This window comes from Pseudomonas sp. B21-010 (genome assembly GCF_024749325.1).
In the GTDB taxonomy this organism is placed as follows: Bacteria; Pseudomonadota; Gammaproteobacteria; order Pseudomonadales; family Pseudomonadaceae; genus Aquipseudomonas; species Aquipseudomonas kilonensis.
Window position 1 is genome coordinate 1,515,880 of the sequence record NZ_CP087198.1, and the last position, 23,496, is coordinate 1,539,375.

20 protein-coding genes are annotated in these 23,496 nt (G+C 60.8%); 13 read left to right on the plus strand and 7 right to left on the minus strand.

Going from position 1 to position 23,496, the window contains the following annotated elements:
• Positions 1-2: 2 nt before the first annotated feature.
• Entirely contained in the window at positions 3-203 is a 201-nt protein-coding gene (locus tag LOY50_RS06660) for a hypothetical protein (RefSeq protein ID WP_003184509.1), read from the minus strand.
• Positions 204-783: 580 nt separating this feature from the next.
• On the opposite strand from LOY50_RS06660, the gene pcaR reads away from it, so the two are divergent.
• From pcaR to pcaC, 11 genes are all read left to right on the plus strand, one after another.
• Complete coding sequence (gene pcaR / locus LOY50_RS06665; protein WP_003184507.1) at positions 784-1,626, plus strand: pca regulon transcriptional regulator PcaR; 843 nt, start codon at positions 784-786, stop codon at positions 1,624-1,626.
• A gap of 140 nt (positions 1,627-1,766) precedes the next feature.
• Positions 1,767-3,113: an MFS transporter gene (locus tag LOY50_RS06670; protein WP_253472125.1), complete on the plus strand. Its 1,347-nt coding sequence runs from the start codon at positions 1,767-1,769 to the stop codon at positions 3,111-3,113.
• Positions 3,114-3,429: 316 nt separating this feature from the next.
• A complete protein-coding gene (locus LOY50_RS06675; RefSeq protein WP_003198638.1) occupies positions 3,430-4,290 on the plus strand; it encodes a CoA transferase subunit A in 861 nt (286 codons plus the stop codon).
• Positions 4,287-5,066 carry a CoA-transferase subunit beta gene (locus LOY50_RS06680; RefSeq protein ID WP_258690511.1) on the plus strand — a complete coding sequence of 260 codons (780 nt, stop codon included), beginning with the start codon at positions 4,287-4,289 and terminating at the stop codon, positions 5,064-5,066. The genes LOY50_RS06675 and LOY50_RS06680 overlap by 4 nt, the downstream gene beginning before the upstream one ends.
• Positions 5,063-6,268 (plus strand): 3-oxoadipyl-CoA thiolase, encoded by a 1,206-nt coding sequence (gene pcaF / locus LOY50_RS06685; RefSeq protein WP_258691209.1) that lies wholly within the window; start codon positions 5,063-5,065, stop codon positions 6,266-6,268. The genes LOY50_RS06680 and pcaF overlap by 4 nt, the downstream gene beginning before the upstream one ends.
• A gap of 37 nt (positions 6,269-6,305) precedes the next feature.
• Entirely contained in the window at positions 6,306-7,010 is a 705-nt protein-coding gene (gene pcaH, locus LOY50_RS06690; protein WP_024619588.1) for a protocatechuate 3,4-dioxygenase subunit beta, read from the plus strand.
• 1 nt (position 7,011) lies between these two features.
• Positions 7,012-7,578, plus strand: coding sequence for a protocatechuate 3,4-dioxygenase subunit alpha (pcaG, locus tag LOY50_RS06695; protein ID WP_024619589.1), 567 nt, complete (start codon positions 7,012-7,014; stop codon positions 7,576-7,578).
• A 316-nt stretch (positions 7,579-7,894) separates the two neighbouring features.
• Positions 7,895-9,190 (plus strand): MFS family transporter, encoded by a 1,296-nt coding sequence (locus LOY50_RS06700; RefSeq protein WP_258690512.1) that lies wholly within the window; start codon positions 7,895-7,897, stop codon positions 9,188-9,190.
• A 44-nt stretch (positions 9,191-9,234) separates the two neighbouring features.
• On the plus strand, positions 9,235-10,599 hold the full coding sequence (locus tag LOY50_RS06705; RefSeq protein WP_258690513.1) for a 3-carboxy-cis,cis-muconate cycloisomerase: 1,365 nt from the start codon (positions 9,235-9,237) through the stop codon (positions 10,597-10,599).
• A gap of 12 nt (positions 10,600-10,611) precedes the next feature.
• Complete coding sequence (gene pcaD / locus LOY50_RS06710; protein ID WP_253472131.1) at positions 10,612-11,412, plus strand: 3-oxoadipate enol-lactonase; 801 nt, start codon at positions 10,612-10,614, stop codon at positions 11,410-11,412.
• A 10-nt stretch (positions 11,413-11,422) separates the two neighbouring features.
• Positions 11,423-11,815: a 4-carboxymuconolactone decarboxylase gene (pcaC, locus tag LOY50_RS06715; RefSeq protein WP_014336968.1), complete on the plus strand. Its 393-nt coding sequence runs from the start codon at positions 11,423-11,425 to the stop codon at positions 11,813-11,815.
• A gap of 224 nt (positions 11,816-12,039) precedes the next feature.
• Here the strand turns inward: pcaC and LOY50_RS06720 are convergent, their stop codons facing one another.
• The gene (locus LOY50_RS06720; RefSeq protein WP_258690514.1) at positions 12,040-13,293 is read right to left on the minus strand and encodes an OprD family porin; all 1,254 of its coding nucleotides are present in this window, start codon (positions 13,291-13,293) and stop codon (positions 12,040-12,042) included.
• A gap of 689 nt (positions 13,294-13,982) precedes the next feature.
• On the opposite strand from LOY50_RS06720, the gene LOY50_RS06725 reads away from it, so the two are divergent.
• Positions 13,983-14,333 (plus strand): DUF6124 family protein, encoded by a 351-nt coding sequence (locus tag LOY50_RS06725; RefSeq protein ID WP_027911689.1) that lies wholly within the window; start codon positions 13,983-13,985, stop codon positions 14,331-14,333.
• A 213-nt stretch (positions 14,334-14,546) separates the two neighbouring features.
• On the opposite strand, the gene adeC is transcribed toward LOY50_RS06725, so the two are convergent.
• The 3 genes from adeC to LOY50_RS06740 are packed head-to-tail and all read right to left on the minus strand — an operon-like array spanning position 14,547 to position 20,326.
• Positions 14,547-16,004: an AdeC/AdeK/OprM family multidrug efflux complex outer membrane factor gene (gene adeC, locus LOY50_RS06730; RefSeq protein WP_258690515.1), complete on the minus strand. Its 1,458-nt coding sequence runs from the start codon at positions 16,002-16,004 to the stop codon at positions 14,547-14,549.
• On the minus strand, positions 16,001-19,165 hold the full coding sequence (emhB, locus tag LOY50_RS06735) for an efflux RND transporter permease subunit EmhB (protein WP_214512138.1): 3,165 nt from the start codon (positions 19,163-19,165) through the stop codon (positions 16,001-16,003). The genes adeC and emhB overlap by 4 nt, the downstream gene beginning before the upstream one ends.
• Positions 19,166-19,168: 3 nt before the next feature.
• Entirely contained in the window at positions 19,169-20,326 is a 1,158-nt protein-coding gene (locus LOY50_RS06740; RefSeq protein WP_214512137.1) for an efflux RND transporter periplasmic adaptor subunit, read from the minus strand.
• Positions 20,327-20,613: 287 nt separating this feature from the next.
• On the opposite strand from LOY50_RS06740, the gene LOY50_RS06745 reads away from it, so the two are divergent.
• Positions 20,614-21,246 carry a TetR family transcriptional regulator gene (locus tag LOY50_RS06745; RefSeq protein WP_214512136.1) on the plus strand — a complete coding sequence of 211 codons (633 nt, stop codon included), beginning with the start codon at positions 20,614-20,616 and terminating at the stop codon, positions 21,244-21,246.
• A 378-nt stretch (positions 21,247-21,624) separates the two neighbouring features.
• On the opposite strand, the gene LOY50_RS06750 is transcribed toward LOY50_RS06745, so the two are convergent.
• Both LOY50_RS06750 and LOY50_RS06755 read right to left on the minus strand, forming a co-directional pair.
• Complete coding sequence (locus LOY50_RS06750; protein WP_258690516.1) at positions 21,625-22,251, minus strand: hypothetical protein; 627 nt, start codon at positions 22,249-22,251, stop codon at positions 21,625-21,627.
• A gap of 167 nt (positions 22,252-22,418) precedes the next feature.
• Positions 22,419-23,468 (minus strand): alkene reductase, encoded by a 1,050-nt coding sequence (locus tag LOY50_RS06755; protein ID WP_253472139.1) that lies wholly within the window; start codon positions 23,466-23,468, stop codon positions 22,419-22,421.
• Positions 23,469-23,496 lie beyond the last annotated feature (28 nt).

Sequence of the window (23,496 nt, forward strand, 5' to 3'; positions counted from 1 at the left end):
CGTCACTGCTCTTCGGCTTTGAGTTCTTTTTCCATTTTCTGGAGTTCCTGGGTGAAGGCCTGGTCCTGAACGGTGGCGCGCTTACGCCAGGGTTTGCGTTCCGGTTCAGGTTGTGCGGCGTAGGTGGTGACTTCCCCGCCGTAAACTTCCTTGTAACGTTGTTCCTGGCGCTCAAGTTCCGCGCGCAGTTCGTCTTTCGTCACAGTTGTACCTAATTAATTGAAATTGAATCTGGTGATACGCACTGCATGTAGGCATGCAGACGGCCACGGCACCAGAGCTGACAGCTGACGTAGCATCAGGGCTTCGTGTTGTTGCCAATACAGGGGAAGCGACCCTAAAGGTGCTTCGGGCACCAGGGTATTAACCAAGGTGCCTGCGTACGGGAGCGGTCGATTGGCCGTACCGTCGCTGAGTTGCATTATAGCGGTCCAGCTGAATAACACTATCGGGAAATATTTAAAGGGGGCCTGTTGTTGTGTGAAACGATGTTTGTATGTGCAAACTTGTGTCAATCAGGTTTCAGAAGATGCTTGCTAGTGCCGATATCCTGATGCCGTTCAAGGCGACAAGTTCAATATCGCCGACGTCTTCACGTCAAATCGCTTGTCACTCTCGCTCAACTTGTTATGGCGCGTTCGACGGCTGGCGAACTCATGATGCCGGGCAGGATTGCGATTATCGGTTGCTGGTTCGATAATCGAACACTGTTGACGGTCCGAGCCTTGTCTGTCCGTCGGACAGCCGCTTGTAATAGCCGTCATTCCCGGGGAAGGATCAGACATGAACGACCAATTGCGCAATGCTTTCACTTCAGTCGCGCCACCGATCGTCGCCTCGCCGGCCAAGCGGATCCAGGCCCTGACCGGCGATCCTGATTTCATGACGTCCCTGGCCCGCGGGTTGGCCGTGGTCCAGGCCTTCCAGGAGCGCAAGCGGCACCTGACCATCGCCCAGATCAGCCATCGTACGGAAATCCCTCGCGCCGCCGTCAGACGTTGCCTGCATACCTTGATCAAGCTTGGCTACGCCACCACGGATGGACGGACCTACTCACTGCTGCCCAAAGTGCTGACCCTGGGGCACGCCTATCTGTCCTCGACGCCTTTGGCCGTTTCTGCCCAGCCGTACCTGGACCGCATGAGCGAGCAACTGCACGAAGCCTGCAACATGGCGACGCTCGAAGGCGACGACATCCTCTATATCGCCCGGTCAGCCACCACCCAGCGCCTGATTTCGGTCGACCTGTCGGTCGGCGGGCGTCTTCCAGCCTATTGCACTTCGATGGGCAGGATTCTCCTGGCGGCCCTGGATGATGCTTCGCTGCGCGACTACCTGGACCATGCCGACCTGCAAGCCAAGACCAGCCGCACCTTGCACACCCCCGAGGCATTGCTTGAATGCCTGCAACAGGTGCGGCAGCAAGGCTGGTGCATCGTCGACCAGGAACTGGAACAGGGCCTGCGTTCGATTGCCGTGCCGGTGTACGACGCTTCCGGTCAAGTGGTGGCCGCGCTCAACGTCAGCACCCATGCCGGGCGGGTCAGCCGCAATGAGCTGGAACAGCGTTTCCTGCCAGGCCTGCTGGGCGCCAGCCGCGACTTGAGCGCGCAACTGTTCACTTAAGCTGTTCGATAAACGCACACAGTCGGCGGCGATGAATTGACGGTATTTGCCTGCCCTCATTAATGTCGCGCAGCGTCATCCGGCGTGTTTCGCCGGTCCCTGATCGTTCGCCTGCGTTTATCGCGTGGAATAAAAATAAAATGAACCAGCCCCAGACCTCCGTAGGCAACTGCCTCGATGTGCAATCCTTCATCAATGCCCAACCCATTTCGCGGTACCAGTGGCGGGTGGTGATTCTCTGTTTCCTGATTGTTTTCCTCGACGGCCTTGATACAGCGGCCATGGGCTTCATCGCCCCGGCGCTGTCCCAGGATTGGGGCATCGATCGCGCCAGCCTTGGCCCGGTGATGAGCGCCGCGCTGATCGGCATGGTGTTCGGCGCGCTGGGCTCAGGGCCACTGGCTGACCGCTTCGGGCGAAAAGTCGTACTGGTGGGCGCGGTCCTGCTGTTCGGCGCGTTCAGCCTGGCGTCGGCCTACAGCACCAATGTCGATCAACTGTTGGTATTGCGTTTCCTGACCGGCCTGGGATTGGGCGCCGGGATGCCGAACGCCACCACCTTGCTCTCGGAATACACCCCGGAACGCAAGAAATCCCTGTTGGTGACCAGCATGTTCTGCGGTTTCAACCTGGGCATGGCCGGCGGTGGGTTCATCTCCGCCAAGCTGATACCGGCGTTCGGTTGGCACAGCCTGCTGCTGATTGGTGGGATCCTGCCGTTGATCCTGACCGTCGTGTTGCTGTTCTGGCTGCCGGAGTCGGCGCGTTACCTCGTGGTGCGCAATCGCGGCACCGACAAGGTGCGCAAGACCCTGGCACCGATCGAACCGAACACGGTGGCCCAAGCGGCGAGCTTCAGTGTGCCGGAACAGAAAACCGTGAAAGCCCGCAATGTGCTGGCGGTGATTTTTTCCGGCACCTACAGCGCTGGCACCTTGCTGCTGTGGCTGACCTATTTCATGGGCCTGGTGATCGTCTACCTGTTGACCAGTTGGCTGCCGACCCTGATGCGCGACAGTGGCGCGAGCATGGAGCAGGCCGCGTTTATCGGTGCGCTGTTCCAATTCGGCGGCGTGTTGAGCGCCGTCGGGGTGGGTTGGGCGATGGACCGGTTCAATCCGCACAAGGTCATCGGCCTTTTCTATCTGATGGCCGGGGTGTTTGCCTACGCGGTGGGGCAGAGCCTGGGCAACATCACCTTGCTCGCCACCCTGGTGCTGGTGGCCGGCATGTGCGTCAACGGCGCGCAATCGGCGATGCCTTCCCTGGCCGCGCGTTTCTACCCGACCCAGGGTAGGGCCACCGGTGTCTCGTGGATGCTGGGCATCGGTCGTTTCGGTGCGATCCTCGGCGCCTGGATGGGCGCGACCCTGTTGGGTCTGGGCTGGAACTTCGAACAGGTCCTGACCGCCTTGGTGATCCCGGCGGCCCTGGCGACCACGGCGGTGGTGATCAAGGGCATGGTCAGTCATGCGGATGCGACCTGAGCCCACGATCTAACTCCAGTGGAAACAAATCTGAGGGCATGCAGGGCACTTGTGGGAGCGAACTTGCTCGCGATAGCGGTGGATCAGACATGCATCCATCGCTGACACATTGCTATCGCGAGCAAGCTCGCTCCCACAGGGGGCTCTGTGTCCTTGGATGAATCGATAGCTCAACAACAATCTGTTCGATAAACGAACACTCAGTCGATTATCGGATTGTTTGGCTTTTCCCCCAGGCTTAATCTTCAGTCACTGCGGCGCTTAACCTCGCGCCTTTTTCTTCATGTCGGTCTACTGGAAAACGGGAGCCTGCCCCATGGCTGAAATCCTTTCGCTGCACGACGCGGTGAAGCAATTCGTCAACGACGGCGATACCGTCGCGCTCGAAGGCTTCACTCACCTGATTCCTACGGCGGCGGGTCATGAAATCATTCGTCAGGGAAAGAAAGATCTGACCTTGGTGCGCATGACACCTGACCTGATCTATGACCAGTTGATCGGCGCCGGTTGTGCTCGCAAGTTGATTTTCTCCTGGGGTGGCAACCCTGGCGTAGGGTCGTTGCACCGCTTGCGCGATGCCGTGGAGAAACAGTGGCCGCACCCGCTGGAGATCGAGGAACACAGCCACGCCGACCTGGCCAACGCCTACGTCGCCGGCGCTTCCGGCCTGCCGTTCGCGGTGCTGCGAGCCTACGCCGGTTCCGACCTGCCGAAGGTCAACCCGCTGATCAAGAGCGTGACCTGTCCCTTCACCGGTGAAGTATTGGCCGCTGTACCATCGGTGCGCCCGGACATCACGGTGATCCACGCCCAGAAAGCCGACCGCAAGGGCAACGTGCTGCTGTGGGGCATCCTCGGTGTGCAGAAAGAAGCCGCCCTGGCCGCCAAACGTTGCATCGTCACCGTGGAAGAAATCGTCGACGACTTGAACGCACCGATGAACGCTTGCGTACTGCCGACCTGGGCATTGAGCGCCGTGTGCCTCGTGCCGGGTGGCGCTCATCCGTCCTACGCCCACGGCTACACCGAGCGTGACAACCGTTTCTACCAGGCGTGGGATCCGATCGCCCGGGACCGTGAGACCTTTACCGCATGGATCAACGAATACATCCATGGCACTAAAGACTTCAGTGAATTCCAGGCCAGACTGGCAGCCGCTTCGCAGGTGAAACCATGACTTACTCCACCAACGAAATGATGACCGTCGCCGCGGCGCGTCGCTTGAAGAACAATGCCGTGTGCTTCGTTGGCATCGGCCTGCCGTCGAAAGCGGCCAACCTGGCGCGGCTGACGTCGTCGCCGGACGTCGTGCTGATCTACGAATCCGGCCCGATCGGTGCCAAGCCCAGCGTACTGCCGTTGTCCATCGGTGACGGTGAACTGGCGGAAACCGCCGATACTGTCGTGCCGACCGGTGAGATTTTTCGCTACTGGCTGCAGGGCGGGCGTATCGACGTCGGTTTCCTCGGCGCAGCCCAGGTCGACCGTTTCGGCAACATCAACACCACAGTGGTGGGCAACTACCATCAGCCGAAAGTCCGCCTGCCGGGTGCCGGTGGCGCGCCGGAAATCGCCGGTTCGGCCAAGAGCGTGTTGATCATCCTCAAGCAGTCGGCTCGCTCGTTTGTCGACAAGCTGGATTTCATCACTTCGGTCGGCCACGGTGAAGGCGGCGATTCGCGCAAACGCCTGGGCCTGCCAGGCGCCGGTCCCGTCGGTATCATCACCGACTTGTGCATCATGGAACCGGAAGCCGGCACTCATGAGTTCGTGGTCACTGCGCTGCACCCCGGCGTGACCCGCGAGCAAGTCATTGCGGCCACCGGGTGGGCGATCCGTTTCGCCGACCAGGTGCAAACCACCGCCGAGCCGACCGAAGTGGAGCTGCGCGCACTGCGCGACCTGGAAGCTCGTACCGCGGCGGCCCACGGCCAGGCACCGGGAGAAGCCTGATGCGCGACGTTTATATCTGTGATGCGATTCGAACCCCCATCGGTCGGTTTGGCGGCGGTTTGTCCGCCGTGCGTGCCGATGACTTGGCGGCCGTGCCGATCAAGGCGCTGATGGAGCGCAACCCATCGGTGGACTGGAGCGCGGTGGACGAAGTGTTTCTCGGCTGCGCCAACCAGGCCGGCGAAGACAACCGCAACGTGGCGCGCATGGCGCTGCTGCTGGCGGGCCTGCCGGAAAGCATTCCTGGCGTGACCCTCAACCGTCTTTGCGCCTCGGGCATGGACGCCATCGGCACCGCCTTCCGCGCCATCGCCAGTGGTGAAATGGAACTGGCCATCGCTGGCGGCGTGGAGTCGATGTCCCGTGCGCCGTTCGTAATGGGCAAGGCCGACGCGGCGTTTTCCCGCAACATGAAGCTGGAAGACACCACCATCGGCTGGCGTTTCATCAACCCATTGATGAAAGCCCAATATGGCGTGGACGCGATGCCGCAAACCGCTGATAACGTGGCTGATGACTACGCCGTGTCCCGCGCCGACCAGGACGCTTTCGCCTTGCGCAGCCAACAGCGCACGGCAGCGGCCCAGGCGGCAGGCTTTTTCGCCGAAGAAATCGTTCCAGTGCGCATCACCCATAAAAAGGGTGAAACCGTGGTCGAGCAGGATGAGCATCCTCGCGCCGACACCACGCTGGACACCTTGAGCAAACTCAAACCGGTCAACGGCCCCGACAAGACCGTCACTGCCGGCAACGCCTCGGGTGTCAACGATGGCGCGGCTGCACTGATCCTGGCGTCGGCCGAGGCGGTGAAGAAACACGGCCTGACGCCGCGCGGCAAAGTGCTGGGCATGGCCAGTGCCGGCGTGGCGCCCCGAGTGATGGGCGTCGGTCCGGTGCCGGCGGTGCGCAAGCTCATTGAGCGCTTGGGCCTGGCGGTCGCGGATTTCGATGTGATCGAACTCAATGAAGCGTTTGCCAGCCAGGGCCTGGCGGTGTTGCGCGATCTCGGCCTGGCGGACGATGCGCCCCAGGTCAACCCGAACGGCGGCGCCATCGCCCTCGGCCATCCACTGGGCATGAGCGGGGCGCGCTTGGTGATGACGGCGCTCCATCACTTGGAAAAGACCGGCGGCAAGAAAGGCCTGGCGACCATGTGTGTCGGCGTCGGCCAAGGGCTGGCGCTGGCGATCGAACGCGTCTGACGCGTCGTCCTACTAATAAGAAATCGAGGAACGCTGCATGACTGACAAGCCTGGTTATCGTCGCCCCCAAGCGGGCACCCAGCCGGAGTATCTGCATCCGCCGTACCAGTCCACCAACCTGCGCTCGCCGTCCAAGCCGTTGGTGTTCCTGCCTCATTCGCTGTCGGAAATTACCGGCCCGACTGTCGGTGCCGACCGCGTGCAAGAGAAGGACCACGACCTGACCGCCCAGCATGCCGGCGAGCCGCTGGGGGAGCGGATCATCATTCACGGGCGCGTGCTGGATGAGCATGGCCAGCCGGTGCCGGGCATTCTGGTGGAGATCTGGCAGGCCAACGCCGCCGGTCGCTACAACCACGACCGCGACAACCATGACGCGCCGCTGGACCCGAATTTCACCGGCACCGGTCGTACCGTCACCGACGCCGACGGCTGGTATCAGTTCCAGACCATCAAGCCTGGCGCCTATCCGTGGGGCAACCACCACAACGCCTGGCGCCCGGCGCACATCCATTTCTCACTGTTCGGGCCGAGCATCCTGACGCGCCTGGTGACGCAGATGTATTTTCCGGGCGATCCGTTGCTCGAATACGACCCGATCTACAACTGCGTGCCGGACACCCGTGCCAAGGAACGTCTGATCGCCAGTTTCGACCTGGAAAAAACCGTCCCTAACTATGCCCTCGGTTACCGCTGGGACATCGTCTTGCGCGGCCGCGATGCCACGCCGATGGAGAAATAAGATGACGCTCACCGCCACCACGTCCCACACCGTTGGCCCGTACTACCACATCGGCCTGACCTGGCTAAACCGCGAAGACCTGACCGACACACAAACCCTCGGCCAGCGCGTGGCGATCACCGGCCAGGTGGTCGACGGCAATGGCCAGTTCGTCAACGACGCGATGCTGGAAGTCTGGCAGGCCAACGCCGCCGGTAAATACGCCCACCCGGAAGACGACCAGGACAAACCCCTGGACCCGCACTTCGAAGGTTTCGGCCGGGTGCCGGTGGATGCCGAAGGGCGTTTCCGGTTCACCACCATCAAGCCGGGCACTGTGCCAGGGTTGAACGGTACGACCCAGGCACCGCACCTGGTGGTGCTGGTGTTCGCTCGCGGGCTGGTCAAGCATTTGCTGACGCGTATCTATTTCGACGGCGAACAGGCCAACGAAACCGACCCGCTGCTGGCCTGCGTACCCGAGGAGCGTCGCGCCACGATCGTGAGCAAGCCTGATGCATCGGGCGTGTATCAGTGGAACGTGATCCTGCAGGGCACAGATGCCGAGACGGTGTTCTTCGATTACTGAGCCGCGGCTTCTTGTGGCGAGGGAGCTTGCTCCCGCTCGGCTCTGTAGGCGCTGGCGAAGCCTGCGATCTTTTGATCTTTCACTTGAAACTCAAGTGATTGGGAAAAGATCGCAGCCTCGCTTCGCTCGACAGCTCCTACGGGCGCAAGCCAGCGGGAGCAAGCTCCCTCGCCACAGAGATGACACACGCCCTGTGGGAGCGAGCTTGCTCGCGATGGCGACGGTACAGGCGCTGCTGCTTGAAAGTCTGTTTGTGGAACGGGGCTGTTACTAAGTGTGTCTAGACTTTGTTAAGTCCCCAACGAGTGAATAACCCATGACCACCCCAATCAGCCACTACACCGGTGAAGAACGCAGCAAGCGCATCTTCGCCATCGTCGGTGCTTCATCCGGCAACCTGGTCGAATGGTTCGACTTCTACGTCTACGCGTTCTGCGCGATTTATTTCGCGCCAGCGTTCTTCCCCTCGGACAACCCTACGGTGCAACTGGTCAACACGGCCGGTGTGTTCGCCGCCGGGTTCCTGATGCGACCCATCGGCGGCTGGATTTTCGGCCGGGTGGCGGACCGTCATGGGCGCAAGAATTCAATGATGATCTCGGTGCTGATGATGTGCTTCGGCTCGTTGCTCATCGCCTGCCTGCCCACCTACAAGGACATCGGCGTCTGGGCGCCGCTGTTGCTGTTGTTTGCGCGTTTGCTGCAGGGCCTGTCGGTGGGTGGCGAATATGGCACCACTGCCACCTACATGAGCGAAGTCGCCCTCAAGGGCCAACGCGGCTTTTTCGCCTCGTTCCAGTACGTGACGCTGATCGGCGGGCAATTGCTGGCGGTGTCGCTGGTGGTGATCCTGCAACAGTTCCTCAGTGAAGACGAACTGCGTGCCTATGGCTGGCGGATTCCATTCGTGGTGGGCGCCGTGGCTGCATTGATTTCCCTGTTCCTGCGGCGCTCCCTGAAGGAAACCAGCAGCAAGGAAATGCGCGAGAACAAGGACGCCGGCAGCATCATGGCGTTGTTTCGCAATCACAAGGCCGCGTTCATCACCGTGCTGGGCTACACCGCCGGCGGCTCGCTGATTTTCTACACCTTCACCACCTACATGCAGAAATACCTGGTGAACACCGCTGGCCTGCACGCCAAGACCGCCAGCTACATCATGACCGGCGCGCTGTTCCTGTATATGTGCATGCAGCCGTTGTTCGGCATGTTGGCGGACAAGATCGGCCGGCGTAATTCCATGCTCTGGTTCGGAGCCCTGGGAGCGTTGTGCACGGTGCCGATCCTGCTGACCCTCAAAAGCATCAGCAGCCCGTTCCTGGCGTTTGTCCTGATTACGTTGGCGCTGGCGATTGTCAGTTTCTACACCTCCATCAGTGGCCTGGTGAAAGCGGAAATGTTTCCACCTGAAGTGCGGGCGCTGGGAGTAGGGTTGGCTTACGCGGTGGCCAATGCGATTTTTGGCGGTTCGGCGGAGTACGTTGCCTTGAGCCTGAAGGCCCAGGGCATGGAGAACACTTTTTACTGGTATGTCACGGTGATGATGGTGGTGGCGTTCCTGTTCAGCCTGCGCCTGCCCAAGCAGCCGGCGTATTTGCACCACGACCTTTGACCCTACCGCGCCGGCCGTGAGGCCGACGCACCCAAGGACTGTTTATGAGCGAACGACCGGGCAATCAGCTGTTCGATGCCTATTTCACGGCCCGCGACATGCGCGAGGTGTTCTGCGATGCGGGGCGGGTCCAGGCCATGCTGGATGTCGAGGCCGCGCTGGCCCGGGCCGAGGCGCGGGTAGGATTGATCCCCCGGGATGCGGTGGCGCCGATCGAGAACGCCTGCCGTGCCCAGTTGTACGATTTTTCGGCATTGAGCGAAGCGATTGCCAGTGCCGGCAATTCGGCGATCCCGTTGGTCAAGGCATTAGGCAAGCGCATCGCCACCGAGAACGCCGAGGCCGAGCGCTATGTGCACCTGGGCGCGACCAGCCAGGATGTGATGGACAGCGGGCTGGTGCTGCAACTGCGCCAGGCGTTGGGCTTGATCGAGGCAGAGCTGGCGCAACTGGCCGGCACCCTGGCCCGACAAGCCGAACGCTACGCCGCTACGCCGCTGGCCGGGCGCACTTGGCTGCAACACGCGACGCCGGTGACCCTGGGCATGAAAATCGCCGGTTGGCTGGGGGCGATCACCCGCAGTCGCCAACGTTTGAAAGAACTCAAGCCGCGCTTGCTGGTACTGCAATTCGGCGGCGCCTCCGGGACGCTCGCCGCCTTGGGTGAACAGGCCTTGCCCATCGCCGAAGCCCTGGCCGCCGAGTTGCAACTGAACCTGCCGGAACAACCGTGGCATACCCAGCGCGATCGCCTGGTGGAGTTCGGCGCGGTGCTGGGTTTGATTGCCGGTAGCCTGGGCAAGCTGGGCCGCGACATCAGCCTGTTGATGCAGACCGAGGCCGGCGAAGCGTTCGAGCCGTCGGCGCCGGGCAAGGGCGGTTCGTCCACCATGCCGCACAAGCGCAACCCGGTGGGTGCGGCAGTGCTGATCGGCGCGGCGACGCGGGTGCCCGGTTTGTTGTCGACGCTGTTCAGCGCCATGCCCCAGGAACACGAGCGCAGCCTGGGCCTGTGGCACGCCGAATGGGAAACCCTGCCGGAGATCTGCTGCCTGGTGTCCGGTGCCTTGCAACAGGCGCGGCTGCTGGCCGAAGGGCTGGAAGTGGACGCGGCGCGCATGGCCCGCAACCTGGAACTGACCCAGGGGTTGGTGCTGGCCGAAGCAGTGAGCATCGTCCTGGCCCAGCGTGTCGGGCGCGACACGGCGCACCATCTGCTGGAGCAATGTTGCAAGCGCGCCGTGGCCGAGCAACGGCATTTGCGTGATGTGCTGGGGGATGAACCTCAGGTCACTGCGCAGCTATCCGCGACCGAGCTTGATTATCTGCTCGACCCGGCGCACTACCTCGGACAAGCCCAGACCTGGGTCGCCCGGGCCGTGGCCGAACACCTTGCCTTGAATGCCTGAAAGGAGATTGTTGTGGGATTCGTCAAACTCGCCGAGGGCGATCTGAACTATCGTTTTGATGGGCCGCAAGACGCCCCTGTGTTGGTGCTCTCCAATTCCCTGGGCACCGATCTGCACATGTGGGACGAGCAGGTCGCGGCCTTCAGCGAACACTTTCGCGTGTTGCGCTTTGACACGCGCGGCCATGGCCAGTCGCTGGTCACCGAAGGACCGTACAGCATCGAACAACTGGGCCGCGATGTGCTGGCGATGCTTGATCAGTTGAACCTCGACAAGGTGTATTTCTGTGGCTTGTCCATGGGCGGTTTGATCGGCCAGTGGCTGGGGATCAACGCTGGCGAGCGCCTGCACAAACTGGTGGTGTGCAACACCGCGGCCAAGATCGGCGATCCGTCGGTGTGGAACCCGCGCATCGAAACCGTGCTGCGCGACGGCAAGGCGGCGATGGTAGCGTTGCGCGATGCCTCGATTGCCCGTTGGTTTACCCCTGACTTTGCCGAAGCCCAGCCTGCGATGGCAAAAAAAATCACCGACATGCTCGCCGCCACTTCGCCTCAGGGCTATGCCGCCAACTGTGCGGCGGTGCGTGATGCCGATTTTCGCGAGCAGTTGTCGTCGATTCGCGTACCGTTGCTGGTGATCGCTGGCACCGAAGATGCCGTGACGCCGCCGTCGGGTGGGCACTTTATCCAGGAGCGGGTCCGTGGGGCCGAGTACGCCGAGTTCTACGCCGCGCACCTGTCCAACGTCCAGGCCGGCGCCGCGTTCAGCGCGCGGGTGCTGGATTTCCTGCTTGATTCTGGCCGTGCCTGAGGAGTTTTTTGTGGACGAGAAACAACGTTACGACGAAGGCATGCAAGTACGCCGCGCGGTGCTGGGCGATGCCCACGTCGATCGCAGCCTCAATGCCCTGACCGAGTTCAACAGCGAGTTCCAGGAGATGATCACCCGCCACGCCTGGGGCGACATCTGGACCCGCCCGGGCCTGCCGCGCCACACCCGCAGCCTGATCACCATTGCCATGCTGATCGGCATGAACCGCAACGAAGAACTCAAGCTGCACCTGCGCGCCGCCGCCAACAACGGTGTGAGCCGCAGCGAGATCAAGGAAGTGATCATGCAGAGCGCCATCTACTGCGGCATCCCGGCGGCCAACGCCACCTTCCACCTGGCCGAGTCGGTGTGGGATGAATTGGGCGTCGAATCGCGGGCTTGAGAACCACCGCCAATCCCTGTGGGAGTCAATGCTGTGGGAGCAAAGCTTGCTCGCGATGCAATGCCACACTCACCAGAAATGCCACTGACCCACCGCGATCGCGAGCAAGTTTTGCTCCCACACGGGATCTTCAGTGAGCACAGGTTTTGTGCTCGGCACCGATTCCCTGTGGGAGCGAGCCTGCTCGCGATGACGGTGGTACAGCCTCCATCCAGGTTTGGCTTTTACAGCAAGCTGATCGGATAGCTGATGATCAACCGGTTCTCATCGAACTCATTGGTGCTGTAATCCCGACGCATCGTCGAGTTGCGCCACTTCACATTGAGGCTCTTCAGCGCGCCGCTCTGCACGGTATAGGCCAGCTCACTTTCACGGCCCCATTCCTTACCGTCGTCGACCGTGGCGGTGTGCACGTTGTCACCGCTGATATAGCGGTTCATCAGGGTCAGGCCCGGCACGCCGACGGCGGCGAAGTTGAAGTCGTGGCGCAGTTGCCAGGACTTTTCCTTGGCATTGTCATAACTGGAGTTGTAACTGTCGTTCGCCAGGGTGCCGCCGCTGGTGCCGTTGACGCGCATCCAGGCATCGTCACCACCGACTTTCTGCAGGCCGACATAGAAGGTGTTGCCGCCGTATTTGGCCGAGAGCATGGCGAACGCGGTCTTGTTGTCCAGGTCGCCGGCCAACGCACTGCCGTTTTCCTTGCCGGTGAAGTAACCGAGGTTGGCGCCCAGGGTCCAGTCGCCGATGGGCTGGCTGTGGGTCAGGTTGAAATATTGCTGCTGGTAGATGTCGGACAGTTCCGCGTACCACACGCCGACCTGGGTGCGTTTTTCGTTGAAGGCGTATTCACCGCCGCCAAAGTTGAAACGGTCGGAGGTGAACGCGCCGCGGCCGTTCATGGACATGTCTTCCATGCTCGCGTCGTTGCGCGGGCTGTTGCCACGGAACTGGCCGCCGTAGAGGCTCAGGCCGTTGATTTCAGTGGAAGTGACCTGGCCGCCGCGGAAGGTCTGCGGCAGGGAACGGCCGTCGTCGGAGCGCAGGATCGGCAGCACCGGCATCCACTCACCGACTTTCAGTTCGGTCTTCGACACCTTGGCCTTGAGGGCGACGCCCAGGCGACCGAAGTCATCGGCTGGACGACCGTCATCGTGCACCGGCAGCAGTTGCGTACCGGCCGTACCACGACCGCCGTCGAGCTTGACCGAGTACAGGCCCAGCACGTCCACGCCGAAACCGACCACACCCTGAGTGAAACCGGACTTGGCGTCGAGGATGAAACTCTGGGTCCATTCCTCGGCTTTACCTTGGGTGGCGTTCGAGTTGGTGAAGTTGCGGTTGAAGTAGAAGTTGCGCAGGTTGAGGTTGACCTTGGCATCTTCGACAAACCCCGATTCCGCGGCCAGGACGGGCAGGGCGGTACTGGTCAGGGCGACGGCAATGAGGCTGGGGATAAAGTGCTGTGTGGGCTTCATGGGCGTTGTCTCTATTTTTTGTGGACGAAGCGAGTTGCTGCCGCACGTTTGAGGTGCAGGCGCTAAGGGTGGAGCCAGGGTCGTCAGGGCGATTGGGGATCAGCCGGGTGAGGCGGGGTGTAGGGGCATGGCGTCGAACCTGTTGTTATTGGTTTTGTGCGAGCGATGGTGAAGGGCCGCCCGGGATTGGTTCAATTGGCGTTTGCGGGTTTTGGGCGATTATCGAACGGCAAAACAACTGATTGAATGGACGCATTCCACTGTGGGAGCGAGCTTGCTCGCGATGGCGGCCTGTCAGCTGTCGAGTACATATCCATTGCTGCGGTAACGGCTACTTATGGTTCCGCTCTTACAGCGGCTCACTTTTGCGCTCTTCAAAAGTGAGCCTCCGTCAGGGCGGAACCCTAAGTCGCCGTTACCGAGAAAATGGATATGTACTCAGTCAAAAACATCCTGGCCGACTGACAGGCCGCCATCGCGAGCAAGCTCGCTCCCACAAGATTTGTGGCCGGTCTGACAGACGCGACGACTTTTCCGACGAGGTTTTAAGGTTGCTGCTCGGAAGCGGTATCTCTAGCTTGTTCGGGTCGCTGCCCATTCAGCGATCGGGACTGCAAGCCCGCCGAATTCGTTAGGCGCCAGCGCCCGGACCCAATGTCTCGGGCTCCAATTGATGCAGGAGCGCCGTTATGAAAAAACATCATCCTTCTTCGCCATCAGAGAGCACCTTCCCCTACAACGACCCCGATCCAGAAAAGCTCCAAGAGGCCGCAGACCGAGCACTCGATTACCATCTGGGCACCCACCCTGATCCCAAACCCAAAACCTCAACTCAAGTTTTCACCGTCATCGATACCCTCGACACCGAGTGCCTACTGGCAAATCTCAGCGAAACCCTGGCCTCGGCCAGTGCCATGGTCAATGACCTGGCGTTCGATCTGAAAGGCTCTCGGCGGCATGTCGCATTAGGCGTGGCGCAGATGATTGACTTGAGTGAGTTGTTGGCCAATCGAGCGCTGGATCTCGTCGACCCGCGTTAACCAAGTGTGGCGAGGGGATTTAGCGAAGCGTCGCATCGCCCCGCTGGGCTGTGGGAGCAAAGCTTGCTCGCGAAACAGGCGCCTCGGCTCCTGAAAGCCCGCATCGCCTCCATCGCGGGCAAGCCTTGCTCCCACATAGGCCAGCGTTAAAGCGCACACAAACAAAAAGCCCACCTTTCGGTGGGCTTCGTGTTTCAGTCTTCAGGCATCAAATCAGAACAATTTCATCTTCGGCGCTTCTTCTTTCACCGGTTCGCTCTTGCCCGTCTCGGCATTCCAACCACCGCCCAGAGCCTTGTACAAATTGACCTCACTGGTCAGTTGCGCAAGACGGTCAGTGATCAGCGATTGTTGCGCGCTGAACAACTGGCGTTGGGCGTCGAGGAAGGTCAGGTTGCTGTCGACGCCGATGCGGTAGCGACGCTCAGCCAGGCGGTAGTAGTCCTGGTTGGCGGCGACAAAGTCAGTCTGGGCCTGCAACTGTTCGTTGTAGGTCTGGCGCGCGGCCAGGCCGTCGGAGACTTCCTGGAACGCCGTCTGAATCGACTTCTCGTACTGCGCGACGTTGATGTCTTTCTGGATCTTGGCGTAGTCCAGGCTCGCACGCAGGCTACCGGCGTTGAAGATCGGCAGGTTGATTTGCGGCGCGAAGGTCCAGGTGCCCGAACCACCCTTGAACAGGCCGGACAGGTCCGGGCTCAGGGTGCCAGCGTTGGCCGTCAGGCTGATGCTCGGGAAGAACGCGGCCCGTGCGGCGCCGATGTTGGCGTTGGCAGCCAGCAGGTTGCGTTCGGCCTGGAGGATATCCGGACGACGCTGCAGCAGGTCCGACGGCAGCCCGGCCGGCACTTCGCTGAGCAGGTCATCGCTCAGCGGTTGCGAGTTCAGGTTGGCCGGCAGGCCGGTGCCCAGCAGCAGGGTCAGGCTGTTTTCGTCCTGTGCGACCTGGCGGGTGTAGCGGGCCAGTTGCACACGGGCGTTTTCCACGGCGGTGCGGGCCTGGCTCAGGTCCAGGGCCGAGGCCACGCCGACTTCGGCGCTGCGCGAGGTCAGCTTGAAGCTTTGTTCGTAGGCACCGAGGGTTTCCTGGGTCAGCTTGAGCAGTTCCTTGTCGGCTTGCCAGGTCAGGTAGGCATTGGCGACGTTGGCCACCAGGCTGATCTGGGTGCTGCGACGGGCTTCTTCGGTGGCGAAGTAGCTTTGCAGCGCTTGCTCGCTCAGGCTGCGAACCCGACCGAACAGGTCCAGTTCATAGGCGCTGATGCCCAAGGTCGCCGAATACGAACTGCTGATCGCCGCTTCACCGGTTTGCGAAGCCCGTGCCGGTACCCGCTGGCGGCTGCCGGAGCCGGTGGCCGAGACCGCCGGGAACAGGTCCGCGCGCTGGATGCGGTACTGCGCGGCATAGGCATCGATGTTCAGCGCCGCGACACGCAGGTCGCGGTTGTTTTCCAGGGCGACCTGGATCAGCTGTTGCAACGCCGGGTCATGGAAAAACTGTTTCCAGCCTTGCTCGGCGGCGGCCTGGCCGGGCGCATTGGCCGCCTCGTAGGCCGGCCCTTGCGGGTATTGCGCCGCGACCGGTGCTTCGGGCCGCTGATAGTCGGGGATCAGCGAGCAACCGCTGAGCACGACGGCGGCGATGGTCAGGGAGAGTAGCGACTTGCTCATTGGCCAGCCTCTTTGGAAGTTTCAGGAGTGTCGTGCTCGTCGGTGTTTTTTCGACGGCCTATCGACGACACGGTCACGAAGAACAATGGCACCCAGAAGATCGCCAGGATGGTAGCGGTGATCATACCGCCAATCACCACGGTACCGATGGCGTGTTGGCTTCCCGAGCCGGCACCCGTGGAAATGGCCAGTGGCACCACCCCGAGAACGAAGGCCAGGGACGTCATGATGATCGGGCGCAAACGCATGCGGCAGGCCTCAATGGCGGCCTCCTGCAAACTCCTGCCCTGTTCATGCAGGTCTTTGGCGAACTCGACGATCAGAATGGCGTTTTTCGCTGCCAGACCGATGGTGGTCAACAGACCTACCAGGAAGTACACGTCGTTGGAAAGACCACGCAGGCTGGTCGCCATCAACGCACCGACAATCCCGAGTGGCACCACGAGCACGACCGCAATCGGAATCGACCAGCTTTCATACAGCGCCGCCAGACACAGGAACACCATCAGAATGGACAGCGCGAACAACGCTGGTGCCTGAGAGCCTGCCAATCGTTCTTCGTAAGACAGGCCTGTCCAGGAAATACCAACACCGGCTGGCAGCTTCTTGGCCAGTGCTTCGACTTCGGCCATGGCTTCACCGGTGGAGTAACCTGGTGCCGGAGTCCCGAGGATTTCCATGGCTTCCACGCCGTTGTAACGAGCCAGCTTCGGCGATCCGTAGACCCACTCACCCTTGGCGAATGCGGTGAACGGCACCATGGTCCCGGCGCTGTTGCGTACGTACCACTTCTTCAGGTCTTCGGGGCTCATGCGCGCGCCTGGCTGGCCTTGCACGTACACCTTCTTCACCCGACCACGGTCGATGAAGTCGTTCACATAGCTACTGCCCAGGGCAATCGACAGGGTGTTGTTGATGTCCGACAAGGTGATGCCCAGCGCGCTGGCCTTCTCGTCATCGATCTCCAACTGGTATTGCGGTTCGTCGTTCAGGCCGTTCGGACGCACCTGGGCCAGCACCTTGCTCTGGGATGCCATGCCCAGGAACTGGTTACGGGCTTCCATCAACTTGTCATGACCGATACCGGCACGGTCCTGCAGGAATACGTCGAAACCGGTGGCGTTACCCAGTTCCATCACCGCCGGCGGTGCGAAGGCGAACACCATTGCGTCGCGGAAGGTGAAGAAGTGTTGCTGGGCGCGGCCAGCGATCTTGAACACGGAGTTGTCAGCGTTACGCTCTTCCCACGGTTTGAGCATGATGAATGCCAGGCCGGAACTCTGGCCTCGACCGGCGAAGTTGAAGCCGGTCACGGTGAACACCGAGGCCACGCCATCACCTTCACCGCCGTCCTTGCTCGGACGCAGCAGGAACTCCCGCATCTTGTCCACCACCACCTGGGTACGCTCGGCGCTGGACCCGGCCGGTGTCTGCACTTGGGCAAACAGCACGCCCTGGTCTTCTTCCGGGAGGAACGAGGATGGGATGCGCATGAACAGCCAGATCATGCCGGCGAAGATGATCACGTATACCAGCAGATACGGCGCCTTGTTGCGCAGAATATTGCCAACGCCACGTTCGTAGCTCATCACGCTGCGATCGAAGTTGCGGTTGAACCAACCGAAGAATCCGCGTTTTGGTACGCCGTGCTCGCCTTTTGGAATGGCTTTAAGCATGGTGGCGCACAGGGCAGGAGTGAAAATAAGCGCCACCAGTACCGACAGGGCCATGGCCGAGACGATGGTGATGGAAAACTGCTTGTAGATCACACCGGTGGAGCCGCCGAAGAACGCCATCGGCAGCAGTACTGCCGAGAGCACCAGGGCGATACCCACCAGTGCGCCCTGGATCTGCCCCATGGATTTCTTGGTGGCTTCCTTGGGCGACAGGCCTTCTTCGCTCATCACCCGTTCGACGTTTTCCACCACGACGATGGCGTCGTCCACCAGCAAACCGATGGCCAGCACCATGCCGAACATGGTCAAGGTGTTGATGCTGAAACCGAACGCCGCGAGGATCCCGAAGGTCCCCAGCAGTACCACCGGCACGGTCATCGTGGTGATGATGGTGGCGCGGAAATTCTGCAGGAACAGGAACATCACCAGGAACACCAGCGCGACCGCTTCGACCAGGGTTTCAACCACACCCTTGATCGACTCGCTCACTACCGGCGTGGTGTCGTAGGGGAACACCACTTCCAGGCCTTGCGGGAAGAATGGCTTGAGGTTTTCCACGGTCTGGCGCAGGGCCTTGGCCGTATCGAGGGCGTTGGCACCGGTCGCCAGTCGCACCGCCAGGCCGGAGGCCGGGGCGCCGTTGAACTGGGCATTAATGGCGTAGCTCTCACCGCCCAGGCCAACATCCGCCACATCGCCGACGCGCACTTGCGAGCCGTCCGGATTGACCTTGAGCAAAATGGCCTTGAACTGCTCGGCGGTCTGCAGGCGGGTCTTGCCGATGATGGTGGCGTTCAATTGTTGACCGGGCATGGCCGGCAGGCCGCCGAGTTGGCCGGACGAGACCTGGACGTTCTGCGCGGAAATGGCCGTGCTCACATCCACCGGGGTCAGGTTGAAGTTGTTCAACTTGGCCGGGTCGAGCCAGATCCGCATCGCGTATTGGGCACCGAAGACCTGGAAGTCACCAACGCCCTTGGTGCGCGAGATCGGGTCCTGCATGTTGGACACGATGTAGTTGGACAGGTCTTCCCGGGTCATGCTGCCGTCGCGCGACACCACGCCGATCACCATCAGGAAGTTTCTCACTGACTTGGTCACGCGGATGCCCTGTTGCTGCACTTCTTGCGGCAGCAGCGGGGTGGCCAGGTTCAGCTTGTTCTGGACCTGGACCTGCGCGGTATCGGAGTTGGTGCCTTGCTCGAAGGTGGCAGTGATGGTCATGCTGCCGTCGGAGTTACTTTCCGACGATACATAACGCAGGTTGTCGATGCCGTTGAGCTGCTGCTCGATCACCTGCACCACGGTGTCCTGCACGGTTTGCGCGGACGCGCCCGGGTAGGTCACCTGGATCGCAATGGCCGGCGGCGCAATGCTCGGGTACTGGTTGATCGGCAACTTGAGAATCGATAGAGCCCCGACCAGCATGATCACCAGGGCGATCACCCAGGCGAAAATCGGACGGTCGATAAAGAATTTCGACATGGTTTACTCCCCTTTGCCGCCGGCGGCTTTTTCAGCTGCCTGTGCGGGGGCCGGGTTCTTGGTATCGACGTTGGTGGCCTCGGTGGCTTTGACTTCCACGCCCGGGCGTACGAACTGCAACCCTTCGGTGATCAGGCGATCGCCGGCCTTGAGCCCGTCTTCGATCAGCCATTGGCTGCCAACGGTGCGGCTGGCCTTGAGCTGACGCAGTTCGACCTTGTTGTCAGCGCCAACGACCAAGGCGGTCGGCGTACCCTTGAGGTCACGGGTCACGCCTTGCTGCGGGGCGAGGATCGCCGCGCTGTTCACGCCGGCCTGCAGTTGTGCATGGACGAACATGCCCGGCAGCAGGGTGTGGTCAGGGTTGGGGAACACGGCGCGCAAGGTCACCGAACCGGTGGTCTGGTCAACCGACACTTCGGAAAATTCCAGCTTGCCCTCGTGCGGGTACAGGCTGCCATCTTCCAGGGTCAGCTTGACCATGGCGGCGTTATCGCCAGCCTTTTGCAGACGGCCGCTTTCCAGCTCACGGCGCAGTTGCAGCAACTCGACCGAACTCTGTGTCACGTCGACGTAGATCGGGTCCAGTTGCTGGATGGTTGCCAGGGCATCGGCCTGACCATTGCTCACCAACGCGCCCTCGGTCACCGAGGAACGACCGATGCGGCCGGAGATCGGCGCGTAGACTTTGGTGTAGCGCACATTGATCTGGGCAGTTTGCAGATTGGCTTCCGACTCCAGGCGGTTGGCCACGGCGGTGTCGTATTCCTGACGGCTCACCGCCTGTTCGTCCACCAGTTGCTTGTAGCGATCGGCAATCGACTTGGTGGAACGCAGGTTGGCCTCGGCGCTCTTGAGAGTCGCTTCATAGACGGCTGGGTCGATCTGGTACAGCTGCTGGCCGGCCTTGACGTCGGCGCCTTCCTTGAACAGGCGCTTGAGAATGATGCCGTTGACCTGTGGCCGCACTTCCGCGACGCGGAACGCGCTGGTGCGCCCCGGAAGCTCCGACGTCAGGGTGAAAGGCTGGGTCTTGAGGGTTACGACGCCGACCTGAGGAGGCGGAGGAGCAGGTGCAGCCTCTTCCTTTTTGCATCCGCTGAGCAGCGATGCCAGGGCGATGGCAGTAACCAGGGCAGTAACAGCTGGCTTGAATTGCATGGAAATCCTCGGGTCCAGGCGCGCAACTGGCGCACTCGAAAGGTGGAAAGGTAAAAAGGCGCACTATTTCAATTAGTAGGATGCTAAGAAATATACTTACGTACATGGTTGTTTGTAAACAGCCAAATTGCGTAACATCCGGATTTACAAAAGCCTGACAAAGGCCAGCGTAGATCGGGGACGCGTTCCAAGAGACGTCGCCTCATATTTTGTTCCGTTGATTCTTACGCATTGCTGACGTGTTGCTGTCGCGTTGCTGACGCATCCTGATTGAGGTGTTTACTGCCATGGTCCGTCGTACCAAAGAGGAAGCCCTGGAGACTCGCAGCCAGATACTCGAAGCCGCCGAAAAGGCGTTTTTCGAGCGAGGCGTGGCGCGTACGACCCTGGCCGACATCGCGACACTGGCCGGAGTGACGCGCGGCGCCATCTATTGGCATTTCAGCAACAAGGCGGACCTGCTCCAGGCCATGCTCGATACCCTGCACGAGCCGCTCGATGAGTTGGCCCGTGCCAGTGAGAATGAGGAGGAGCTTGACCCGCTGGGCTGTATTCGCAAGCTGCTGGTCCGGTTGTTCCAGCAAGTGGCCCTGGACCCGAAAACCCGGCGCATTAATGAGATCCTGTTCCATAAGTGTGAATTCACCGATGAAATGTGCGATTTGCGCCAGCAGCGACGCGAGGTCAGCCTCGACTGCAATGTGCGCATCGCCCTGTCGTTGCGCAATGCGATGAAACGCGGCCAGTTGCCGGATGATCTGGATCCCGAAAGGGCGGCAGTTGCCATTCATGCCTACATCGACGGCATCTTGTACCAATGGCTACTGGCCCCCGACAGCTTCGCCCTGGCGGCTGAGGCCGAGCGCTGGGTGGAGATCGGGCTGGACATGCTGCACTTGAGCCCCAGCCTGCGCAAATGAAACAAAACGCGTAATTGCGTCGGTTTGTGTCAATACGTCCGCGTAAGGATGCTTTTATAAACCGACACTGGCGCGGTTGGTAGGCAATTGGCGGCGAATTTTGTAGGAAATTTGTTTCGCGCGGGTGAATGTGCAGGAAGAATCCGCTCGGCAAGGTCATCCGACCGGGCCGCCAGATGCCTCGCCAGACGGCCCTGGCGAGGCTGTAATACTGTTCTTAAGAAAAACTATGAACCTGTGGCGAGGGAGCTTGCTCCCGCTTGAGTGCGAAGCGCTCACAAGAAAGGGCTGCTACGCAGCCCAGCGGGAGCAAGCTCCCTCGCCACAAGGATTCAGGCAAGCCTTAAGTGAACAGCATTACGGGCGAGGCCGAATGGTTTAGCTCAGCGTGAGTTCCACAGTAAAACCATAGGGCTCTTCACTGGCGGTGCGAGTGATTCGAGTCGTGCATTGGATCGGGCTTGTTCCAATAGAAATCAATATGTGGGTCCGGACGGGTGTCAGCGTCGGTGAAATAACACCGAAGGATGTATTGACGCGCAAACCAAAGTCAAAGCGAAAGCCAAACTCTTTATCGCCGAATACAATGAAGTGTTTGAACATCTCCCTACTGGGGCTGCCCAGGCGTCGGGTATAAGCGAAGTCGAACTTCCAGGTTTGGATATCCCAGGGAAGAATCAGTGTGGGGTGTTGCTCGTGCGCATTCAACGGCAAGTTGTGTTCGCCGACTTCAAAATCCAAATCGGTATGATTGATCAACTTTACGATGAGACGGGTGCGGTTTGGGTTGATGCGCTCCTGTTCCCAGGCTTGAACCTGCTCGTTGACCTTGTCGTTCAGGTTCGCTTTCTCTATCAGTGCCGTGAGCATCGGCATGTATTCTTGCGTATCGAGTGACTTGAGGTATTGGTACAACACGGCCAACGGTGCCCAACTGAATTGAGAGGCGATGAGTTCATAAATGCCATTGTTGGTCTGTTGACTGTTTTCAGGGGAGGCGTTCATTTGAAATCCTTTTCAAAGAGAGTGACTGCAAGCAAGACGTTTTGTCTTGTTGCTGGCGATAATAGGAAGGGTTGAACGGCTTTTAGAAGTTTGGATGTTTGACTGGATATTTAGCGCAAATAAAAAAGCCCTGGCTCTTTCGAGGCAGGGCTTTTGTTTTTTACGACTTACATCACGGGATAATCGATATAACCCACCGGACCTTTACCATAAAAGGTTTCCGGATGCGCCTCGTTCAACGGTGCATCGGCTTGCAAGCGTGCTGGCAGGTCCGGGTTGGCAATGAACGGCACACCGAAGGCCACGGCATCGGCCTTGCCCTCGGCCAGCCAGGCATTGGCGCTGTCCTTGGTGAAGCGTTCATTGGCGATGTACGGGCCGCCGAAAGCCTGCTTGAGTTGCGGGCCGATGCTGTCGTCGCCTTCCTTCTCACGGGAGCAGATGAAGGCGATGCCACGCTTGCCCAGCTCGCGAGCCACGTAGCTGAAGGTTTCCAGGCGGTTCTCGTCACCCATGTCATGGGAGTCGGCGCGCGGTGCCAGGTGCACGCCAACCCGGCCGGCGCCCCAGACTTCAATGGCCGCGTCGGTCACTTCCAACAGCAGGCGGGCACGGTTTTCCAGGGAGCCGCCGTAGCTGTCGGTGCGCTGGTTGGTGCTGCTTTGCAGGAACTGGTCGAGCAGGTAGCCGTTGGCGCCATGGATTTCCACGCCGTCGAAACCGGCAGCCTTGGCGTTCTCGGCACCGACTCGGTAGGCGTCGACGATGTCGGCGATTTCAGCGGTTTCCAGTGCGCGTGGGGTCGGGTAGTCGGCCAGCGGACGCACCAGGCTCACGTGGCCCTTGGGCTGGATCGCGCTGGGCGCCACCGGGGTTTCGCCGTTCAGGTACGACGGGTGGGAGATCCGGCCCACGTGCCACAGTTGCAGGAAGATCTTGCCGCCAGCGCCGTGGATCGCCTTGGTGACGTTGGACCAGCCGCGCACCTGGTCGTTGGACCAGATGCCCGGGGTGTCCGGATAGCCCACGCCCATCGGCGTGACCGAAGTTGCTTCGCTGAGGATCAGGCCGGCGGACGCGCGTTGCACGTAGTACTCGGCCATCAGCGCGTTGGGCACGCGACCTGCGTCGGCGCGGCAGCGGGTGAGCGGGGCCATGATGATGCGGTTCTTCAACTCGACGTCGCCGAGTTTGATGGGGTCGAAAATAGTCGCCATGAAATACAACCTCGAAAGTGGAAGGATT

Coding starts and splice junctions, on each gene's coding strand:
- pcaR (WP_003184507.1), top strand. CDS start 784: ATGAACGACCAATTGCGCAATGCTTTCACTTCAGTCGCGCCACCGATC.
- LOY50_RS06670 (WP_253472125.1), top strand. CDS start 1,767: ATGAACCAGCCCCAGACCTCCGTAGGCAACTGCCTCGATGTGCAATCC.
- LOY50_RS06675 (WP_003198638.1), top strand. CDS start 3,430: ATGGCTGAAATCCTTTCGCTGCACGACGCGGTGAAGCAATTCGTCAAC.
- LOY50_RS06680 (WP_258690511.1), top strand. CDS start 4,287: ATGACTTACTCCACCAACGAAATGATGACCGTCGCCGCGGCGCGTCGC.
- pcaH (WP_024619588.1), top strand. CDS start 6,306: ATGACTGACAAGCCTGGTTATCGTCGCCCCCAAGCGGGCACCCAGCCG.
- pcaG (WP_024619589.1), top strand. CDS start 7,012: ATGACGCTCACCGCCACCACGTCCCACACCGTTGGCCCGTACTACCAC.
- LOY50_RS06700 (WP_258690512.1), top strand. CDS start 7,895: ATGACCACCCCAATCAGCCACTACACCGGTGAAGAACGCAGCAAGCGC.
- LOY50_RS06705 (WP_258690513.1), top strand. CDS start 9,235: ATGAGCGAACGACCGGGCAATCAGCTGTTCGATGCCTATTTCACGGCC.
- LOY50_RS06720 (WP_258690514.1), bottom strand. CDS start 13,293: ATGAAGCCCACACAGCACTTTATCCCCAGCCTCATTGCCGTCGCCCTG.
- LOY50_RS06725 (WP_027911689.1), top strand. CDS start 13,983: ATGAAAAAACATCATCCTTCTTCGCCATCAGAGAGCACCTTCCCCTAC.
- adeC (WP_258690515.1), bottom strand. CDS start 16,004: ATGAGCAAGTCGCTACTCTCCCTGACCATCGCCGCCGTCGTGCTCAGC.
- emhB (WP_214512138.1), bottom strand. CDS start 19,165: ATGTCGAAATTCTTTATCGACCGTCCGATTTTCGCCTGGGTGATCGCC.
- LOY50_RS06740 (WP_214512137.1), bottom strand. CDS start 20,326: ATGCAATTCAAGCCAGCTGTTACTGCCCTGGTTACTGCCATCGCCCTG.
- LOY50_RS06745 (WP_214512136.1), top strand. CDS start 20,614: ATGGTCCGTCGTACCAAAGAGGAAGCCCTGGAGACTCGCAGCCAGATA.
- LOY50_RS06750 (WP_258690516.1), bottom strand. CDS start 22,251: ATGAACGCCTCCCCTGAAAACAGTCAACAGACCAACAATGGCATTTAT.
- LOY50_RS06755 (WP_253472139.1), bottom strand. CDS start 23,468: ATGGCGACTATTTTCGACCCCATCAAACTCGGCGACGTCGAGTTGAAG.